General features: G+C 67.4%; 21 protein-coding genes. 20 read left to right on the forward strand and 1 reads right to left on the reverse strand.

From position 1 onward, the window contains the following. Positions 1–189 precede the first annotated feature (189 nt). Positions 190–810, forward strand: coding sequence for a hypothetical protein (locus tag ADL03_RS41465; RefSeq protein ID WP_053739145.1), 621 nt, complete (start codon positions 190–192; stop codon positions 808–810). Positions 811–884: 74 nt separating this feature from the next. On the opposite strand, the gene ADL03_RS47815 is transcribed toward ADL03_RS41465, so the two are convergent. Next, positions 885–1,082 (reverse strand): hypothetical protein, encoded by a 198-nt coding sequence (locus ADL03_RS47815; RefSeq protein WP_157529725.1) that lies wholly within the window; start codon positions 1,080–1,082, stop codon positions 885–887. Between the two features lie 275 nt (positions 1,083–1,357). Between ADL03_RS47815 and ADL03_RS41470 the strand changes: the two genes are divergently transcribed. The 19 genes from ADL03_RS41470 to ADL03_RS41545 all read left to right on the forward strand — a co-directional run. After that, a complete protein-coding gene (locus tag ADL03_RS41470; protein ID WP_053739146.1) occupies positions 1,358–1,627 on the forward strand; it encodes a hypothetical protein in 270 nt (89 codons plus the stop codon). Positions 1,628–1,759: 132 nt separating this feature from the next. After that, positions 1,760–2,083, forward strand: coding sequence for a hypothetical protein (locus ADL03_RS41475; protein ID WP_053739147.1), 324 nt, complete (start codon positions 1,760–1,762; stop codon positions 2,081–2,083). A gap of 108 nt (positions 2,084–2,191) precedes the next feature. Continuing rightward, the gene (locus ADL03_RS41480) at positions 2,192–3,250 is read left to right on the forward strand and encodes a phosphoadenosine phosphosulfate reductase family protein (RefSeq protein WP_197289113.1); all 1,059 of its coding nucleotides are present in this window, start codon (positions 2,192–2,194) and stop codon (positions 3,248–3,250) included. A gap of 366 nt (positions 3,251–3,616) precedes the next feature. Next, complete coding sequence (locus tag ADL03_RS41485) at positions 3,617–3,847, forward strand: hypothetical protein (RefSeq protein WP_053739149.1); 231 nt, start codon at positions 3,617–3,619, stop codon at positions 3,845–3,847. Further along, positions 3,844–5,151, forward strand: coding sequence for a hypothetical protein (locus ADL03_RS41490; protein ID WP_053739150.1), 1,308 nt, complete (start codon positions 3,844–3,846; stop codon positions 5,149–5,151). The genes ADL03_RS41485 and ADL03_RS41490 overlap by 4 nt, the downstream gene beginning before the upstream one ends. Further along, positions 5,148–5,720, forward strand: a complete 573-nt coding sequence (locus ADL03_RS41495; RefSeq protein WP_053739151.1) for a hypothetical protein — start codon at positions 5,148–5,150, stop codon at positions 5,718–5,720. The genes ADL03_RS41490 and ADL03_RS41495 overlap by 4 nt, the downstream gene beginning before the upstream one ends. Before the next feature lie 74 nt (positions 5,721–5,794). Continuing rightward, a complete protein-coding gene (locus ADL03_RS41500; RefSeq protein WP_053739152.1) occupies positions 5,795–6,298 on the forward strand; it encodes a hypothetical protein in 504 nt (167 codons plus the stop codon). Between the two features lie 108 nt (positions 6,299–6,406). After that, a complete protein-coding gene (locus ADL03_RS41505) occupies positions 6,407–7,054 on the forward strand; it encodes a hypothetical protein (protein ID WP_053739153.1) in 648 nt (215 codons plus the stop codon). Between the two features lie 188 nt (positions 7,055–7,242). Next, a complete protein-coding gene (locus ADL03_RS50970) occupies positions 7,243–7,539 on the forward strand; it encodes an SLOG family protein (RefSeq protein WP_197289114.1) in 297 nt (98 codons plus the stop codon). Further along, positions 7,460–7,696 carry a hypothetical protein gene (locus ADL03_RS49110; RefSeq protein WP_053739154.1) on the forward strand — a complete coding sequence of 79 codons (237 nt, stop codon included), beginning with the start codon at positions 7,460–7,462 and terminating at the stop codon, positions 7,694–7,696. Before ADL03_RS50970 ends, ADL03_RS49110 begins: the two co-directional genes overlap by 80 nt. Before the next feature lie 1,368 nt (positions 7,697–9,064). After that, positions 9,065–9,550, forward strand: a complete 486-nt coding sequence (locus ADL03_RS46285; RefSeq protein WP_082373963.1) for a MarR family transcriptional regulator — start codon at positions 9,065–9,067, stop codon at positions 9,548–9,550. 448 nt (positions 9,551–9,998) lie between these two features. Then, positions 9,999–10,286 carry a DUF4326 domain-containing protein gene (locus tag ADL03_RS46290; protein ID WP_197289115.1) on the forward strand — a complete coding sequence of 96 codons (288 nt, stop codon included), beginning with the start codon at positions 9,999–10,001 and terminating at the stop codon, positions 10,284–10,286. A gap of 131 nt (positions 10,287–10,417) precedes the next feature. Next, positions 10,418–10,837, forward strand: coding sequence for a hypothetical protein (locus ADL03_RS47820; RefSeq protein WP_157529726.1), 420 nt, complete (start codon positions 10,418–10,420; stop codon positions 10,835–10,837). 271 nt (positions 10,838–11,108) lie between these two features. Further along, entirely contained in the window at positions 11,109–11,552 is a 444-nt protein-coding gene (locus tag ADL03_RS41525) for a hypothetical protein (protein WP_053739157.1), read from the forward strand. A gap of 114 nt (positions 11,553–11,666) precedes the next feature. Then, positions 11,667–12,263: a hypothetical protein gene (locus tag ADL03_RS41530; protein WP_157529727.1), complete on the forward strand. Its 597-nt coding sequence runs from the start codon at positions 11,667–11,669 to the stop codon at positions 12,261–12,263. A 209-nt stretch (positions 12,264–12,472) separates the two neighbouring features. Further along, positions 12,473–12,682 (forward strand): DUF4326 domain-containing protein, encoded by a 210-nt coding sequence (locus ADL03_RS50360; protein WP_255353465.1) that lies wholly within the window; start codon positions 12,473–12,475, stop codon positions 12,680–12,682. Positions 12,683–13,002: 320 nt separating this feature from the next. Then, positions 13,003–13,290, forward strand: coding sequence for a hypothetical protein (locus ADL03_RS41535; RefSeq protein ID WP_053739159.1), 288 nt, complete (start codon positions 13,003–13,005; stop codon positions 13,288–13,290). Between the two features lie 21 nt (positions 13,291–13,311). Next, positions 13,312–13,548, forward strand: a complete 237-nt coding sequence (locus tag ADL03_RS41540) for a hypothetical protein (RefSeq protein WP_053739160.1) — start codon at positions 13,312–13,314, stop codon at positions 13,546–13,548. A 717-nt stretch (positions 13,549–14,265) separates the two neighbouring features. Then, a partial coding sequence (locus ADL03_RS41545) for a single-stranded DNA-binding protein (protein ID WP_157527936.1) occupies positions 14,266–14,363 on the forward strand: 98 nt, incomplete at its 3' end.

The raw sequence follows: 14,363 nt of genomic DNA on the forward strand, positions 1-14,363 counted from the left end.
GCTGCGCGTCACGACCGGCCCGTCCGGCGGCGGCACCTACGGCCGCCCCAGCCGTGCCAACTCGATCGGTGACGGGGCACGTGGCCTGTGGGTCTACCGGTACCCCGAGCCGGTGACGGCGTGATCGACACGAACCGCCCAGACGAGGGGCTGGCCCGCCGCCCACGGAGCGCAGCCGCCCAGAGCCGCATGGTCCGTGCCCTCCTCCAGGCCGCGGGCGTCGACCTGGCCGGGCTGAAAGTGCGGACGAACGACGTCCGTTTCGTGCCGGACGGAATCGAGTACACGACGACCATCGACGGCTTCACCAGGCCGATGGACGGCGACGACACCGTGACCGAGCAGGTCGACCAGCTGCGCGCGACGATCGTGCAGGCGATGAGCGAGTCGTTCGCCCAGGTCGACTCGGACGACGCCTGGGTGTCGGTCACGACCAAGGCGCCGCGGCGGTTGTCGACACCCGAGGAACAGATCGCGTGGGCGCGAGCCCGGAAACTCTCGACCTTCTCGTTCCGTCTGCCCCCGGTGTACCTGAGCTGTCCGATCGTGGCCCACAACAGCCTGGACGACTTCCTCGCCGACAGCTCACGGCTCGAACGCCCGTATCAGGAGGTCGAGTTCCACGGCACCTATCGATGGTGCCCAGACTGCATGGACGGATGCCACTGCCTCGACTTCGTGGAAGTCCTGGGCATCGATCCGCATGGCCACGACGAGGACATGCGCTGTATCTGGTGCCAGCTCACCGGCCGCGCGCCGTACGAGGCCCGGATCGCCGGGGCGATGATCGGTGAGGGACTCGACCTGTGACGCACGGCCCTCCGCAAACCCAAGCCGATCACAGCCTGACTGGCGACAACCATCCCATGCCCCTGGCGGAGGAGTCAGCACCCGACCGTGCCCGGCACACCCTGACCACCCTGTGGTAGGACGTCGCACGCCAGGTCGCCCGGCACAGCTCCGCGACCGCCGGACGGGCCGCGGTCGGCCCAGGTGCCGGCCCGCGTGGTGAAGCTCGTCCGCACGCTGCGCCGCGCCGAGCCGGGGTGCCCGCCGGTGCGGGCCCTGTCCGACAAGCTCACCGCCAGCTCGGACGCCCAGGCCGGGCGGCTCTGTCCGCCGCGCCCAACCGACGGTGCACCTCGCGTCCCCCAACGGGGCCCTGCTCTGCAGCTAGTCCTGCACTCTCGGCTACATCGTCGGCGAGTTCGTCGGCTGCGGCGTCGAGCCGCTGATCGCCGCGCTGCTGTACGCCGAGATCGAACCCGGCCGGCTGTGCCGGCGATGCGCCACCAATCCCGGGTTCCACCATCGCCATGCCGATGACTGGACCCGCCGCCTGCCCGACCCACGCCGTGTGCAGATCTCCCTGCACCGCGATCTCGCGCCCGAGGCGCCGCTCGTGCTCGACACGTTGCTGCACGACGGAATCGCGCTGCCGGTCACAGTCGGTGCGGTGGTCATCGACGTCGAGCAGGCCGCGCAATCCCTGTGGCCAGTCCTGAACACGCCGGCCGGCATCGGCGGTGACCGCAAGCTGGGAGCTCTGGCGCTGCTTGCGTGCTCAACGGCAACGGCGTCACCCCACAGCCGGCACATCTCTGGTGTCCGGCGTCACCGGTCCTGAGATACGGAATCGGTAGCTGTGCGCGGACCCCACCGCACAGCCACCGATCGCCGCGAGTGACGGACGTGGTAGCCGAACACCCATGCTGGCCCTGCCGGATCCGCGGCAACCGAATCCGAGGAGCGACAAGACATGGCGACAGTGAGTTTCAAGGCGAAGGTCAGTGATGTCTTCTCCGTAGAAGGCGAGTTGCTGTACCGCGAAGTAAGAGTGCCGGTCATCGGCACCCGTCACTGCGACATGGCCGCCTTTCGCGGCCATCCTAGGTTCCAGGGGCTTGCCAACAGCGAGCTGTTCCTCGGCGCGCTCAAGGGCACCTTGGAAGGCATGGGTGTGAACGTCGGCGGCAAGCTTCGTTTGGACAGCCTTCCGCCCGGAGTTGCGGTAGACGACACCGGCTTCCTGGCAGTCGTCACGATCGAGGTCGGCCCCGACGCCGACTGGCGGGTGCGTTGAAGGGACGCCCTTGCAATCCGTCTCTACGCGGGCGGCGACATGGCTTCCTGGCCCGCCCGCGGCAACGTGGACTATTCGCCGCCTACGCGGCCTGGATTGCAGGCACGGTTGTCCTCGCTGGACAGCGCCCTGAGCCGCATCGTCAACGGCGGCCAGTTGGAGCAGCTCAAGACCAAGGCCGTGCGGTCCTTCACCGTTCACCGACCAGCACCGTCAGTACGTCGCTTCAAGAGGCGCCCTCGAGACCTCCTGAAGCGCGCCAGTCTTTTCGAAAGCGAGGTGAGCCGCGTCATGCTGGTCGACCTGTCCTCCTACGACCTCATCCTGGTGAATGAGAGCGGCGGAAAAGACTCCCAAGCGATGCTCACCCATGTCGTCGGGCTGTGCGACGCCGCAGGGATCGACCGTTGGCGCATCGTGGTCGTACATGCCGACCTCGGCCGGGTCGAATGGCGCGGCACCCGGGAGCTCGCCGAGCTGCACGCCAAGGCGTACGGGCTGCGGTTCGAGGCCGTGTCGCGCTCCGAGGACCTGCTCGATCAGGTCATCAGCCGCCGGGCTGCGCTCGATCGCGCCGCGGACAAGCTGGAAGCCGAGGGCAAGCCGGATGAGGCCGCGAAGAAGCGGAACGCCCCTGCTTGGATGTCCATGTCGGCGCGCTACTGCACTTCGGATCAGAAGACGTCGCAGGTCAAGAAGTTGATGACCCGCCTGGTTGTCGAGCACCGCACTCGTAACCCCGGCACGGTGTTCCGGCCGGTGCGAATCCTCAACTGCCTGGGTCTGCGTAAGCAGGAGTCTCCGGCTCGGTCCAAGAAGCCCGAGTTCGAGGTCGACAAGTCCGCGACCAACGGCAAGCGGCACGTCGACCGGTGGCTCCCGATCTTCGGCTGGTCCACCGAACAGGTATGGTCGAAGATCCGCCAATCGGGCCTGCCTCACCACCCCGCCTACGATGCCGGGATGCCGCGCGCGTCGTGTGTGTTCTGCATCGGCGCGGGACGCGAGCAGCTCGTGCTGGCCGCCCGACTGCACCCCGAGCTGGCCGCCGAATACCTGGCGGTCGAGCAACGGGTGGGACATTCGTTCAAGCCGGGCTTGAGCATGGCCCGGATCATCGAGCTGTCCTCGGCAGCACAGGTTGGCACCCAGGACGAAACAGCGTGACCGCGATTCCGTAGACACGTTCAGTCTGGCGGTGATCGCCGCACTGGCCCAGGACGTCATGGTCCGAGCGTGAGTGCCCCGCCTGCCACATCAAGGCGGACAACGTTCCCGAGGCGACCCGACTCAGGCAAGAAGCGTTGTGAGTCCAGCAAGGCCGCGTCCTGGGCGACGTCGACCACCCGGACCGCGATCTCAACACCCAGGTCGGCATCACCTTACGCGGCCGGGGCAATCGACGCCCTGCCGCTGCCCTGGATCCCGACAGCGAAGCATTCGGCGCGGCTCGCACCTTACCTTCGGGGAGGGGCACGGGCCGCGCGCTGCTTTCCAGACACAGAACAGGAGCGCGCGGTGCAGTCATCCACTGTGGACCGCTATGTCCTGCGCATCGACTTGGCCAACAAGTCCGGTCAAGTCATCGACGCGGCCGGGCGCGCGGTGGCCATCTTCGGGCCGGACGTGACCCGCGGCTCGGCGCTGCGCACCATCGCGCCGCACGGCTGGTCCTTGCCGCCAGATCCGGAGTGGACCCAGGTTGACCCGCCGGAATGCCCCGTGTTCTGGGTGGGCAACGACGAGAAGGAGCGACCCTCGTGACCGACACCGCCACGAGCACCCATGCCGGGCTCATGAACGGGCTCCGCAGCACGCTGGTGATCTCCGGTGGCATGTTCGAGCGCGACGCCGTCGGCGCGATCGCCGCCGCCTTGTTGCGACAGCCGCACGCAACCGGAAAGCCGGGCAACGTGGAGTACGAAGCCACCGTACGTGCGATCGCACAGGTGGCGTTCACTGCGTTGTTCGAGCACTGCTCCGGTCACCGCGGCACCATCGACCTGCCGCTGACCGGCACCCCGTACGCCGCGATGCTGCTGCTCGCGGGGTCTCTCGTGGCGGAGAACGAGCAGATGCGGGAAGCCGCTCGACGCAACGCCCAGTTCAACCTGGCGCACGAGCAGCAGCTGCTCGACCGGATCGAGAGCCTGCGCGGGATCGCCGAGGGCTACAACTCGCTGCACGGCAGCAAGCCGGATGCCTCCGCGCGGGAGGTCGCGCACATGGCTTGGGTCGACCACCGGCACCGGCACAACATCGGCGGTCAGCACACGCCGCGTTTCTGCAAGGCGTGCCACGTGAGCAGTTCGGAAGCGCACCGACTGTTCGCCGCGGTCTCCGATGAGACCCACGGGCAGCACGACGGCGCCGTACTCGAACCGCAGTTGCTGACCGGGCATGTCAGTCCTGAGACGGCGTACGTGGTGAAGTCCCGCGACCAGGCGCGGGTCAAGCCGCGTGCCGACGACCACGTGATGCGCTACTGGATCGAGACCCGCGAGAAGGGTGCGCGGGCCGGGATGCAGCGCCTGATGCACCAGAGCAACTACCGCTGCGAACCTGGCGAGTGGAATCCGCCGCAGCACGACCCCTACGCCTCGCTCGTGATCATGTACCTGGACGAGGACGGGCTGTTCGGCAGCTGGCAGTTCTCAACGCACGTGATGACGCCGGTGAGCTCGCGGGCCTTCCGCAGGTCGGCACTGTTCGCACAGCTCGGCGAGGCCCAGCGCGACAAGTTCGAGCAGCTCTGCGTCACCGCGCGCCACGAGTACGCGGAGCGGTGGGACAGGTTCGAACGTGACTCCCAGGCCCTGGCCGACTACATCCGTGCGACCGGCGAAGAGCCTCAGGCGGTCGAGAACGACCGGTGGGTGAGCTCGGACGGCACCGTGGCTATCCGGCACACGTTCGCCGAACACCTGGTGCGGGCGCGCGAGCTGCTTCAGCGGCGATCGGCGCCAGAAGCGAGCCTTCTGCCACCGCGGACGCAAACGAGGAACCCAGGACGTGGTGTGAGTGAAATGGCCTGGCAGCAGGAACAAGTGGAGGTAGTAGAGCGATGAGGATTGTTCCGATCAACAACGCCGAGGAGTTGCCGCTCCCGGACGTGGTGTGCCGCACGTGCACCGAACCGCTGGTCCGCCGCCGGTCCTCCGCGGGTGAGATCTCCTGGAAGCACGGCGGAAGCGGCGACCGCGACCACGAGGTCGAGCCCATGCCGCGGTCGGAAGCCGAGTCGGTGAAGCTGACCTGTGACTTCTGCTGCGTCAACGAGCCGGTGTGGAGCTACCGCACCAAAGAGCCGCTCACCCTTTCGATCCAGAGCCCCAACCTCTCCGAAGAACTGGAAACGCAGCAGATCAGCCGCGGGTCGAAGCACGGACGCCGCACCATCGTCAAACGGCACAAGGAAGCGGACGCCACCGATCTGATTGAGACCGTCGATGCTCAACCGTGGGCGGCGTGCGCCGAGTGCGCCGAGCTCGTCGAGCTGCGCGACGTGAACCGGTTGGTCACTCGGGTGCACCGGACGAACCCTCGGCTCGCTACCGAGTCGACCAAGAGGTTGAAGACCTTCTACCAGCCCTTCATGCGGTCGATCGCCCACCGCACTGAAATCACCTCCGGCTAGCAGGCCCGTCAACACCGGCTGTTGGACCGGACATCCGAGAGGGGGCCTGCATGGCTTTTGGCGATAAGGCAGACATGCGTGCAGCGAACCTGCTGCTCACCTCCGTACGCGAGCTCACCGCGGTCGGCAAGCTCTATGGTCGTGCGCAGTACACGCTGACCAAGACCGGCCGCGACGGCGGCAGCGGTCAGGGGCTCACCATCACGATCCTCGGCGCGACGGAGGAGGCCTTGATGAAGGCTCTGGTGTTGCTGGTCGACGGCAACGCCGAGCGTGCTGCGGAGCTGCGCACGCAGCTGAGGAACAACGACGACCAGGCTGTGGAACCGCGGCTGATGACGCTGGCCCGCGAGTGGTTTCCACTGACGTGCTGGAACTCGTTCTGCCGGGTCGAGCACTGCTCGGGCATCGAGCACTGCGACTCCACGGGGCACAGCTGGACGCAGCGCGAAGGCTTCGTCTACAACCCCCGCACCGACGAATATGACCTACGTGAGCATGATCGCGACAGCCCAGTGCAGACCCTCTACCGCCGGGACGCCGTGACGCCGACGCTCGTCGACCCGGACAAGGAGTGAGATGACCCGCGGGGCAAGCGACCAGCAGACCCTGCACCAGCACTGCCGGCACAGTGCCGCCCCGACCAGCGCCCAAACTCGCGGGCCGCTACCACACAAGGACTGACCGTGACCCCACCAGCGTCGGCCACCGCATTCACCCAGCTGGTCGCCGATCTACTGCCTGCCGCCGCCGACATCGACAACAGCACGTGGAAGGTCCGCAAACTGCCCCCGCCGGGGCCTCTGTCCGCGGACTCGGCGTGGACGCTGATTCGCACGGACGGGCCGATGGTCGCCCTGACCTTCCGGGAGTGGCCGCACGGCCGCCGCGGCAAGCTGACCGCCACGCTGGAGCTGCCCGCGGCGCTGCGTGAGTTTTACGGTGACGACCCCGCTCTGCCTCGACCGGAGTTCAGGGCCGACGCCTCGCCGCAGCAAGTCGCCGACAAGATCGCCGCGCTGCTGCTGCCGCGATGGTCCGCCGTGCACCAGGTCGCGCAGACACGCAAAGCCCAAGCCGACGCCTACCAGCGAAGCTGCAAGGCCGTGAGCAAGGCGCTGGTGGCCGCGGTCGGCGACGATCTGGCGGTCGAGCAGGGCTGGGACTACGTAAGCCTGGCTGCGGGCAACGGCTTGGTCGACGGCAAGATGTTCATCCGCTCACCACGCGATGTCGTCATTCAGCTCAGGACCGACGATCCCGCTGTGGCCGTCGCGGTCGCCCGCGCCCTGGGCGCGTCGCTGTCCACTCCGGATCGGGCCACCACCATCTAGCGGGCGGCAAGCCGAGCGGCGCCGTCGCATCCCCGCGGATGCAAACATGTGTCCGACCACCCGATCTGGCTGACAAGCCCCGATGACACGCACGCCCAGCGAGTCCGGCGATGCCTGGCACGGTCCGCAGACGCCGAAGTTGGACTACACGGCAGTGGTGTTACCAACGAATCTGGAGGTCATGAAAGATGGGGCTGCGCATTCTGATCACGGGCTCGCGGACGTGGGCCGATCGAGCGATGATCCGCGCGGCGCTGGCCGAAGTGTGGAACCCGGACTCGGTTCTGGTGTCGGGCGCGTGCCCGAACGGCGCTACGCGCTCTGCGAGGCGTGCTGGAGCCGCTGGGGCGGACGATCGAGCGCCATCCCGCGGACTGAGACCGTTATCGCCGTCGCGCAGGGTTCGTGCGCAACGAGGAGATGGTCAAGGCCGGTGCGGACCTGTGCCTGGCATTCATCCGAGGCAACTTGGCGGGCGCGAGTAACACCGCGAAGCTCGCGCAGGAGGCGGGCACGGCGCAGCCGCGTCAGTGGGTCGGCCAGATCGGTTCGCAGCGACCCCCGGCCGGCCGGCCGCTGGCGGTGCCCGAGGGCGTGAGCTGGGCGGTGTGGTTGAGCGCCAGCAGGTCCGGATGCCGATAGCAGAAGCTGCGTCGACGCACACCTCGCGGGCGATCGCCGAGACCTGATCTCACCGCCCGTACTGCTCCGCGGTGTTGATGGCCTTGATGACGCGCTGCCTGCGGCCCGCGGAGTCCGCGCGCCGCCCTTCAATCATCGTGGTGGTCACGCTGCCCTCTCAGTATCGATGTCGGACAGTGGTTGCCGGATGCCTGGGCTTCCCAAGCCGACCACGCGGTTGCGTGCCACGTGGACGATCGCGCTGGACTCACGGAATTCGGCGCGTCCGGTGTCGGTGAGGTCGTCGAGGTCTGCCTGACGCGGATGATCAGCCTGCGGATCCGCGTGATCTCCTCGTCGGAGGCATCGCTTCGGTCCGGGCCCAAGCGTCCGCGGCGGTGGCGAGCAGCCGTTCGCGGTTGCGCAGCAGGTCGACCAGACGGGCCTCCAGGTCGGACAGGTAGCACGGCGCTGAGGTGTGCGCAGCCGACGCAGCGGAACCACACCGGGCAGTCGTGGCCGCCGACGGCGACATCGCTGGGCTCGCTGCAGGCGCCGTAGGGGACCGGGACCTCGCTGATCGCGCGGTGGGCGTGCTCGGAGTCGAGCAGGGTCTTCGCATCGCGCCAGACCCTGTTGGCGTGCCGGTCGAACTGCGTCGTCTCCAGAACGCGATGGTCCAGAGCTCGGCAAGGACCTCGACCGCGACGCCGGCGTCCGGGTCGCGCTGGACGCAGATGTGCCGATAGGCGCCGAGGATCATCCTCTTCTTGTCGAAGGCAGCATCTTGGCGACCAGCGCCTCGTCGACCTCGACCTCGGGCAGCGCGTCGCCCTATAGCCGGTGGCGTCCGCTGAGCCAGCTGCCGGTAATGGCTTTCGCCGTAAGGGTTCTTGGTCAGGCCGAGCGACAGCTTCAACGTGGCCGCGGGCTGATCAGGGAACCGAGCGCGGATGCGCTGCTGCTGTCGTCGGCGTCATGACGCGCGGCCGCCTACCCCGTAACGACCACCCGGAACACGCGGCTGCTACCTGAACGCAGCGCGTAACAGGGTTGCCGACCAGCCGCACCTCGCACACGCGCATCGCCGTAGCCGGACTCAACACACCTATCGCCCTAGATGAAGCGTCGACCCGTTCCGCCACAGACGCGCCAACGCACCGGGTCTCGCCACGACAACACCAATCGCCCTGCTGTTTCCGGAGAAGGGGCTCCACGTTGCCCAACACGTACAAGACCAACTCCGACTGTGCGCAAGACCCTTCAAAGGACCGGAACCGCGCACTCCCATTGCCGCCATCAGCGGAGGTGCCAACGGCACCAGCTGCAGCCGTTGCCACGTCGGGTCGGCTGCGTTCCGCGGCGCTCGGAGCCGTTCATCACGCTGCGATGGTGCTGCGAGCTCACCTGGAAGCCTCCGCGTTGCGACCTCATGATCTGACCTGGACCGCGTTCAACGTGCTCGCCATTCTTCGCCACCAGGGAACAGCACAGATCGGCCAGGTCGCCAGGCAACTTGGTGCCTCAGCAGGAACGCTGACCGGTGTTGCCAAGAACCTGGAGCAACGCGGACTACTACAACGCAATCCGCATCCGTCCGATCGCCGCCACGTCCTCATGTGCCTGACAGAAGAAGGCGCTGCGCTGGCAGAAGGTCTTTCCTTCTCGTACCTAGCCGAGGCAGAGTTCGTCACGTCCTGCTTCAGCGATGACGATGCAACCCTCTTGTCCGAGTTGCTCACGAGTCTGACTGCGCACGTGGTTGCCACAAGCCAGCAACGGTGCGTCGTGATGCACGAATACTCCGACCTTCCGCCTAGACGATCTCGGCGCAAGCGGGCACACGAGAAGCCATCCGCCGAACTGGATGACTAGCCGCAGGTCCTTACAAGGAAGTCAAGCCCCGGTTCGCCGCGTGGCGACCGGACGCCGCGGCCGGCGGATCGACGGCGCGATGCCGGCGGTGGCTGATAGCCATCGCCGCTGCAGGCACCGGCTGAGGTAGGGATGTCTGTCGGGTCGGTAGACCCACTACGCACGGGTCGCTACTTCAGTGGAATCGCCGATGCCGGGCCAGGCAACCACAAGCCGGTTCCCCTCTGCTGTGGGCTCTCCGATCCTCAACCACTGGGGGCCTGAACGCGGGGCTCGATCAGCCCGCCCGCCATCGAGGCCCCTTGCCCACCGCCTTTGCGGCCGCAGGAAGAGGCATGCATGACGGCGGCTGTGGCGCTGCATGGACCGACGAGTCAGGAGGCTGACAATGATGGGGTGGTCAACGGATGAGCTCGCACGACTGGAACTACTGAGTGCGGGCGAGCCCGTGAGCGTGTCGATGCGACGCGGTGTTCATCCGAATCTGATCTCTTGGACCAAGGCGCGCGGTCTGTTCGTCCGGATCGACCGCGGCACGAAGTGGGGCAACCCGTTCATCATTGGATGCGATGGGGACCGCCCCACCGTGATCTATCGGTACGAAGAGCACCTTGCGCGCAACGGTTCGCTTCTTGCTGCCCTCGGCGAACTTGCAGGAAAGGCACTCGGGTGCTGGTGCGCGCCGCGGTGGTGCCATGGCGACATCCTGGCCGGCATCCTTTACGCCGGTTTGTAACATCCGGGCCTGCTCAGCTGTTGTCTGACTGCTGAGCGGGCCCATCCGGCTTCTGCACTTCCCTTTGTGCAGAACGGATCTCCTCGTGATCACCGTCAACACAAGTCGCTTTGCACAGTCTGGCCGGCCATATGATCAGCCTCGTTGCGACTGCGGTGACCGGCGAGGAGCGCATCGCCTTCACCGGCGATGGCGGCCCGACCATCTTGCTCTTGCGTGTACTCGCGGCACTGGACGGTGCCCGTGAACGACCCCGACACCGGCAGCTGGACGGGCGTTTCGACCCGGTCACCGCCGATTGGCCGGACGCCGCCGCGCTGCTCGTCGCCGCCGACGAAGTTCCCCCACAGCGCCTCGCGAGCGCCGCCGTACTCGGCGCGGTCGGTGTCGGCGGCGGCCTTCGTCCGGTTCGCGGCATCGTGCCCGCAGTGCAGGCTGCCCGCGCACACGGAATCCGTCTGGCCATCGTGCCCGCGGCCTCCGCTCGCGAGGCATGCCTGGTCGACGGGGTCGACATGCTTGCCGCGCGTGACTTGGCCGAAGTCGCCTAGCTGCGAGGTGACGACGGCGCCCGGCGGCCGCGTCCGTGGTCGACGACTTCCGCCCGCCCGGAGGCTGTCCGACGAGCGCAGAAGGATCCGTCGTCGCCGGAGCCCGTCGTGCTGCTGTGCCTGATCGACTGCACCTGATCCAAGCCTTCTGTCCGAGCTGTGGCGCATGCCGCTCCCACGGCACTGCTGCCCGCTCACGTCGGCCAGGCGCGCACCGTCCACCCCGCGGGCGCGCCTGGCCGATCCCCACGATCTCCGGAACGAGGACACCATGTGGATGCTGATCAACGACCTCGCTGACATTCGTCCCGGTGACGGAATCACGATCGTCTCGCGTCGCACCCGCCGCACGTGGACAAGCACCGTCAAAGCGGATGGCACCTACATCGGCTGTCTCGCTGTTGCCGGTGGCCGCGCCGACGTGGCGATCGTGAGCCGCGAGTATGCGGCACCGGCAGGGACCCTTGAAGCCGAGTTCGTCGAGCAGCTCCGCCACGTGCGTGCCGAGCTCGACGCCCTTCGCGACGTCGTGTTCGACGCCGCCAACGAGTTGCGGGGTTTGCCGAGCGACTACACCGAGGCAGTCGATGCCAGGACGCAGCGGGTCGTGAACGCGGATCGCCTCTACCAGCTCTACCGCGACAGGTCCGGGGAGATCGGATCCGATCTCCGCAAGGCCCTTCCCGAGGGCTACAGGCGCCACCGGCGCGGCTGATCGGTCGTCGAGGTCGTCACGCCAGTTCGCTGTCGCGGCAACACCTCCAAACGGTGGTGAGCCACCCGCGCTGATCAATCGAAGTCGTTCTTGAACCGTGTGGAGAGGGTTGTCATGAGCAAGCGGCACAACAACGTTGCCCGTCCGGCTGACCGTCGCGCGGCCGCCCGCGTCAAGCACGACGCCCGCGCGCGCTACGAGTGCATGTCGGCGACGGTGGATCTGTGGCGACGAGGCCTGCTGCGGACCTCGCGCGAGGATGCACGCCGCGGCGACGTGACGGTGAGCCCGCAGTACTGGCGTTTCCTGCCGCAGGGCGTGCGAGTGCGCTTGGAGCGAACGGGCTGGCCGGAGGGGATGCGTCCCGGTGACCTGAGTGTGGCGGAGTACCTGGTCTGGGACCGTCAGCGCAGGGAGACCAAGGCCGCCTCGAAGATCCACGATCAGCTCATTCGTGACGTACTGCGCAAGCTCCGCCCAGCCCGGCCCGGCGCTGAGGAAGGTGATGCGGTCGTGAAACCGGCAGCTCGGGCTGCCGGCCACGCGGCCGAGGAAGAGCAGCACAGCATGATCTTGCGACCGTTCGACGGCAAGGTCATCCCGTTGTGTGCGTGCGGCGGTCTGACGAGCAGGCCGATGGGCGAGCCCTACGCCAAGGGCGTCTACACGCGCCACGTGAAAGCGGCCCTGCAGGCTGCGGCCGCAGCCTGAGCTAAGCCGCTGATGGAGTCGCCTCCGTCTTGTCTCCACCGCGCTCGTCCGCGACCAGTTCCGCTGCCCCGCTGTGGTGCCGGGGTGCCGGGGTGCCGGGGTGCCGCACTCTGCGTCCGGCCACACCGGGAGGGCGAGCCACGGAACACACCGCGGCTTGCCTTTCGGACCGTGCCGGGCGCGATCCGAGTGCGCCCCGCCACCCGGCGGTGCAGCGTAAGAGTGGCACGGCAAGGGAGCAAGGTGGCAGATTCACTGGTCGTCCACTGCAAGCGCGCCCGGTACGACGTCTACATCGGACGAGCCTCGCAGTGGGGAATCCCTTTGAGATCGGCAAGGACGGCACCCGCGACGAGGTGATCACTCTCTACGAGGAGTGGGTGCTTGAGCAGCCGGAGCTGATGGCGCAGCTCGCTTAGCTGGCAGGCTCAATCCATGGGGGACTGCTCCCGTGCACGTCGTCGGTCTCACCGTATCAAGCCACCGTTCTGATCTCGCTTGGGTTGTGACCGGCGGGGATGACCGCCGGTCACAACCCTGATGATCTCCCGAGAGCCGGGGCACGCGCCGTCTCCTGGCCCTGTTGCCCGCCCGCGCTCGGTCAGGCGGCGTGCGCCGACACCCGCCACGGCGGTGCTCCTTCCGCAAGGTCACTCCCGCCGACGGCGTCGGCGCGCAGCGGAGGCGAGTGCTTGCTCACCACATCGACCTATCCAGCCCAGTTGAGGAGACATGTCTTTTGGACGACGTGACGATGGAGGCGACGGCCGAGATTTACGCCGCGGCCGCAGTGTGCTCGGCAATCTACGGCATGGTTGCGGTTGGTCGAAGTGACGCCGCGAGCCGCGTGTTCGGAGGGCTGTCCAACGAGCTGCGCCGAGACGTCCTTCGCATCATGGAGGCCGACCTGCCGACGCGGGTGGCCGAGGCGGTCAAGGCCGGCGTGCTGCAGCCGGACGAGGTGTTCGTCGACGGGACCACGCAGCCCCCGCGCATCGACGTGGGGGAGACGGTCGACGCGGAGTAGCAGCCGCAGGAGCCGCTGTGGATGCAGGTCGTCGAGTCCGCGCTGCACGTGGTTCTGCACGGCGACCGGGACCTCGTCGCGAAGATCACGGCCGACCCCGACGGCTACCGCCGGCTGGTCCGGCACGTGCGCCGACGTGCCGAGGGGGACGAAACCAAGGCCGTGGAAGTCCTTCGGCAACTCGGTGCGGCGAAGCTCAAAGCCGTGAAGCGGTTCGCCGACCCCGTCGTCTACCTGATCACCGAGTTGCGCGACTGACTTCCCGTGCGCGGCGCAAGCTGCCCTGCCACTCCGGCGCCTGAACCACGAACACCCCAACGCCGCCATTTGCTTCCTGTTACTTCCTGTCCGAGCAGAGACGCGTGCCCATCCAGGCACTGCTGCCCGCTCGTCCTCGGCCAGACGCGCCCGTCCTCGCCCCACGGACGCGTCTGGCCGAGGGCCCTTGCCGTTCACCGCTCCCGCCGCCGATGTCAGCCCTGACATAGGCCCTTGTATCGACTCCTCGGGGATAACCCTTCAGCGTGCCCGTTGGCATCCACGAGCCAGGGACGGACCAGTTCGATCTCGCCGTCAACTACGGCGGTTTGACCTACAGCATGTTCTTCGGCGGCTGCCCAAAACTGCACGCCTTTGCCGTCCGCACCGCCGCCTCGAGGCACCCTGCGTTGCCCCGCGTGCAGTGCGGCCGAGCACGACGCGGGAACGGTCTACGCCTGGACGGTTAACCTCGCGGCCTACGAGCTCAACGCACCTGGACTAGAGCCGCACGCCTGAATAAGTGACACCTGCGCGCCGCTCTATGACCCGCCAGCCCGTGCGGTCACATGTCGATTGCGCTCATCCGCAATTTCGAGCTCAACACCAAACAGCACGTGGGTGCGCAACTGCAGCGCACATCGTGTGCGGGACGAACTGCAGCCCGTCAATACCGATCTGCATGAAACCATTTCACCTGATACTGGAGGATCAACCATGGCTGGTGAGACGACGATCACGGTGGTCGGGAACCTGACTGCCGACCCCGAACTGCGCTTCACCCAGAGCGGTGCCGCGGTGGCGTCCTTCACGGT

The organism is Nocardia sp. NRRL S-836, assembly GCF_001279525.1.
Classification (GTDB): Bacteria; Actinomycetota; Actinomycetes; order Mycobacteriales; family Pseudonocardiaceae; genus Lentzea.